This window comes from Erysipelothrix aquatica (genome assembly GCF_009828825.1).
In the GTDB taxonomy this organism is placed as follows: domain Bacteria; phylum Bacillota_I; class Bacilli_A; order Erysipelotrichales; family Erysipelotrichaceae; genus Erysipelothrix; species Erysipelothrix aquatica_A.
Genome location: NZ_WTTA01000009.1, coordinates 1 through 5,042 on the forward strand (window position 1 = coordinate 1; position 5,042 = coordinate 5,042).

Genomic DNA, 5,042 nt, shown 5'->3' on the forward strand with positions numbered 1-5,042 from the left:
GTGCAAAATGGTCTTTGAAAACTAAACAGGAAACGTCAATTTCAAAAGAAATACAAGAAATAAACAAAACTCGTCAGAGTATAAAAATGAGAAAGAATCAAATGGAGAGTTTGATCCTGGCTCAGGATGAACGCTGGCGGCGTGCCTAATACATGCAAGTCGAACGAAGAGCGTAAGAAGCTTGCTTCTTACAATCTTAGTGGCGAACGGGTGAGTAATACATAAGCAACCTGCCTCAATGCCTGGGATAACTGATGGAAACGTCAGCTAATACCGGATAGGTTAAGTCAAGACATCTTGATTTAATTAAAGATGGGATACATCACAATGAGATGGGCTTATGGCGCATTAGTTAGTTGGTGAGGTAACGGCTCACCAAGACGATGATGCGTAGCCGACCTGAGAGGGTGACCGGCCACACTGGGACTGAGACACGGCCCAGACTCCTACGGGAGGCAGCAGTAGGGAATTTTCGGCAATGGGGGAAACCCTGACCGAGCAACGCCGCGTGAGTGAAGAAGGCCTTCGGGTTGTAAAGCTCTGTTGTAAGGGAAGAACGATAGTTAGAGGGAATGCTAGCTATATGACGGTACCTTACCAGAAAGCCACGGCTAACTACGTGCCAGCAGCCGCGGTAATACGTAGGTGGCAAGCGTTATCCGGAATTATTGGGCGTAAAGGGAGCGCAGGCGGTTTATTAAGTTTATGGTGAAAGTTCGGGGCTCAACCCCGTGATGCCATAGAAACTGGTAGACTTGAGTACAGGAGAGGTTAGTGGAATTCCATGTGTAGCGGTAAAATGCGTAGATATATGGAGGAACACCAGTGGCGAAGGCGGCTAACTGGCCTGTAACTGACGCTGAGGCTCGAAAGCGTGGGGAGCAAATAGGATTAGATACCCTAGTAGTCCACGCCGTAAACGATGGATACTAAGTGTTGGAGAAATTCAGTGCTGTAGTTAACGCAATAAGTATCCCGCCTGGGGAGTATGCGCGCAAGCGTAAAACTCAAAGGAATTGACGGGGGCCCGCACAAGCGGTGGAGTATGTGGTTTAATTCGAAGCAACGCGAAGAACCTTACCAGGTCTTGACATACCGCGCAAAAGCATAGAGATATGTAATAGTTATGGCGGATACAGGTGGTGCATGGTTGTCGTCAGCTCGTGTCGTGAGATGTTGGGTTAAGTCCCGCAACGAGCGCAACCCTTGTCTTCAGTTACCAGCATTAAGTTGGGGACTCTGGAGAGACTGCCGGTGATAAACCGGAGGAAGGTGGGGATGACGTCAAATCATCATGCCCCTTATGATCTGGGCTACACACGTACTACAATGGCGTATACAGAGGGCAGCGAAGCAGTGATGTGAAGCGAATCTCAGAAAGTACGTCTCAGTTCGGATTGGAGTCTGCAACTCGACTCCATGAAGTCGGAATCGCTAGTAATCGCGAATCAGCATGTCGCGGTGAATACGTTCTCGGGCCTTGTACACACCGCCCGTCAAACCATGAGAGTTGGTAATACCCGAAGCCGGTGGTCTAACCCGAAAGGGAGGAAGCCGTCGAAGGTAGGACCGATGATTGGGGTTAAGTCGTAACAAGGTATCCCTACCGGAAGGTGGGGATGGATCACCTCCTTTCTAAGGAGTAATAACTTAGTAAGAAGCAGAAGTTGACACAAGAGTTTCCTGTTTAGTTTTGAGAGGCTATTAAGCTTTTCAAAAGAATGATCTTTGAAAACTGAATAACAGAAGAGATAGATAGACATAAAGTTATCAACAGAATATCTTTTCGAATAGTTGTATAAACTAGATTTACATCAAGTTAAACAAACAGTAACTAAAAGCAATTAAAAGCAAAGCGAACACACGTTTATCGAAGCGATAAACACAAAAACTGATTTTAAACAATCAGGCGCGAAATTACATGTGATTAAATATGTAAGGGCGTACGGTGGATGCCTAGGCACTAAGAGCCGATGAAGGACGCGACTAACAGCGAAATGCTCCGGGGAGAGGTACGTACTCAACGATCCGGAGGTATCCGAATGGGGGAACCCAGTACTGGTAATGCAGTATTACATATAGATGAATACATAGTCTATAGTGAGGCAACCTTGCGAATTGAAACATCTTAGTAGCAAGAGGAAAAGAAAACAACAGTGATTCCCTGAGTAGTGGCGAGCGAAACGGGAAGAGCCCAAACCATCTTCGAGATGGGGTAGTAGGACCACAATGTGGGATTAATTAAAGCTAGTCGAATGGCATTGAAAGGCCAGTCGTAGAAGGTGCAAACCCTGTAGACGAAAGCTGCGATTACCCTAGTGGAATCCTGAGTACGGCGAGGCACGTGAAACCTTGTCGGAATCAACCGGGACCACCCGGTAAGGCTAAATACTCCTTAGTGACCGATAGTGAACCAGTACCGTGAGGGAAAGGTGAAAAGAACCGCGGAAGCGGAGTGAAATAGATCCTGAAACCGTATGCTTACAAGAAGTCAGAGCCCGTTAAAGGGTGATGGCGTGCCTTTTGTAGAATGAACCGGCGAGTTACTCATAATGTGCAAGGTTAAGTTGGAAAAGACGGAGCCGAAGCGAAAGCGAGTCTTAATAGGGCGCGAAGTACATTGTGGTAGACCCGAAACAGAGTGATCTAGCCATGACCAGGTTGAAGTTTGGGTGAAACCAAATGGAGGACCGAACCGACCATCGTTGAAAAGCTGGCGGATGAGTTGTGGCTAGGGGTGAAATACCAATCGAACTCTGATATAGCTGGTTCTCCCCGAAATAGCTTTAGGGCTAGCGTCATCGTAAGGCCACTGGAGGTAGAGCACTGAATGTATGATGGCCCCATCTCGGGGTACTGAATATAATCAAACTCCGAATGCCAGTGGAGAAGTAGATGGCAGTCAGACTATGGGTGATAAGGTCCGTAGTCAAAAGGGAAACAGCCCAGATCGCCAGTTAAGGTCCCAAAATTCATGCTAAGTGGAAAAGGATGTGGGGATGCACAGACAACTAGGAGGTTGGCTTAGAAGCAGCCACCCTTGAAAGAGTGCGTAACAGCTCACTAGTCGAGTGACCCTGCGCCGAAAATTTACCGGGGCTAAGTATGATACCGAAACTGCGAATTTGTAGTAATACAAGTGGTAGGGGAGCGTTCTATACAGCGTTGAAGATGTACCGTGAGGAGCGTTGGAGCGTATAGAAGTGAGAATGCCGGTGTGAGTAGCGAAATGTCAGTGAGAATCTGACACACCGATTGCCTAAGGTTTCCAGGGGAAGGCTCGTCCGCCCTGGGTAAGTCGGGACCTAAGATGAGGCTGAAAAGCGTAGTCGATGGACAACAGGTTGATATTCCTGTACCCGAGCCATAAGTGAAGGAATGACAGAGAAGGCTAGGTTAAGCCGGCGAATGGAAGAGCCGGTTTAAGCGAAGGAGCCGTATGGTAGGCAAATCCGCCATATAAAGCAAAGGCGTTATGAGGAGTGAACCCGTGAGGAAGTAGCGAAGTAACCGATGCCAGCTCTCAAGAAAAGTTTCTAGCGTTAATTATGGTTTGGCCCGTACCAAAACCGACACAGGTAGGCAAGGAGAGAATCCTGAGGTGAGCGAGAGAACTGTTGCCAAGGAACTCGGCAAAATGACCCCGTAACTTCGGGAGAAGGGGTGCTCTTTTTAGAGAAGAGCCGCAGTGAAGAGGCCCAAGCGACTGTTTAACTAAAACACAGCTCTCTGCAAAGTCGCAAGACGAAGTATAGGGGGTGACGCCTGCCCGGTGCTGGAAGGTTAAGGGGATGTGTTAGACCATGAGTCGAAGCATTGAACTGAAGCCCCAGTGAACGGCGGCCGTAACTATAACGGTCCTAAGGTAGCGAAATTCCTTGTCGGGTAAGTTCCGACCCGCACGAAAGGCGTAACGATTTGGGCGCTGTCTCGGCAGCAGACTCGGTGAAATCTTAGTACCGGTAAAGATGCCGGTTACCCGCAACTAGACGGAAAGACCCCATGGAGCTTTACTGTAGCTTGATATTGATCTTTGAATTTACATGTACAGGATAGGTGGGAGACTATGAAGCATGAACGCTAGTTTATGTGGAGTCGCCATTGGGATACCACTCTTGTAAGTTTGAAGATCTAACCGCGACCCGTAATCCGGGTCCGGGAGAGTGTCAGGTGGGCAGTTTGACTGGGGCGGTCGCCTCCTAAAGAGTAACGGAGGCGCCCAAAGGTACCCTCAGATTGGTTGGAAATCAATCGACGAGCGTAAAGGCAGAAGGGTGCTTGACTGCGAGACCTACAAGTCGAGCAGGGACGAAAGTCGGGCTTAGTGATCCGGCGGTACCACGTGGAAGGGCCGTCGCTTAACGGATAAAAGCTACCCTGGGGATAACAGGCTGATCTCGCCCAAGAGTTCACATCGACGGCGAGGTTTGGCACCTCGATGTCGGCTCATCGCATCCTGGAGCTGAATTCGGTTCCAAGGGTTGGGCTGTCCGCCCATTAAAGCGGTACGCGAGCTGGGTTCAGAACGTCGTGAGACAGTTCGGTCCCTATCTGTTGTGGGCGTAGGAAATTTGAGGAGCGCTGTCCCTAGTACGAGAGGACCGGGATGGACATACCGCTGGTGTACCAGTTGTCCTGCCAAGGGCATGGCTGGGTAGCTAAGTATGGACTGGATAAGCGCTGAAAGCATCTAAGCACGAAGCCAACTCCAAGATGAGATTTCCCATACGTAAGTAGTAAGACCCCTGAGAGACGATCAGGTTGATAGGTCAGAGGTGGAAGCATAGTGATATGTGTAGCTGACTGATACTAATAGGTCGAGGTTTTAATCACAATAACGACTATTTGAAAAGATACAAAGTCTTCTGTTATTCAGTTTTGAGAGATTACTCTCATGATCTGGTGATTCTAGCAAAGTGGTCACACCTGTTCCCATCTCGAACACAGAAGTTAAGCACTTTAGCGGCGACAATATCTAGCCAAGCGTTAGTGAAGATAGCTCATTGCCAGGTAATTCGACATCCATTTGGATGTCTTTTTTT

General features: G+C 48.5%; 3 rRNA genes. All 3 read left to right on the plus strand.

The window, feature by feature from the left end:
* The first annotated feature begins 98 nt into the window (after positions 1-98).
* Positions 99-1,635, plus strand: a 16S ribosomal RNA gene (locus tag GVV22_RS10920).
* A gap of 290 nt (positions 1,636-1,925) precedes the next feature.
* Positions 1,926-4,833 (plus strand): 23S ribosomal RNA (locus GVV22_RS10925).
* 65 nt (positions 4,834-4,898) lie between these two features.
* Positions 4,899-5,012 (plus strand): 5S ribosomal RNA (gene rrf, locus GVV22_RS10930).
* Together the 16S, 23S and 5S rRNA genes form the textbook arrangement of a ribosomal RNA operon.
* The last annotated feature ends 30 nt before the right edge of the window (positions 5,013-5,042 follow it).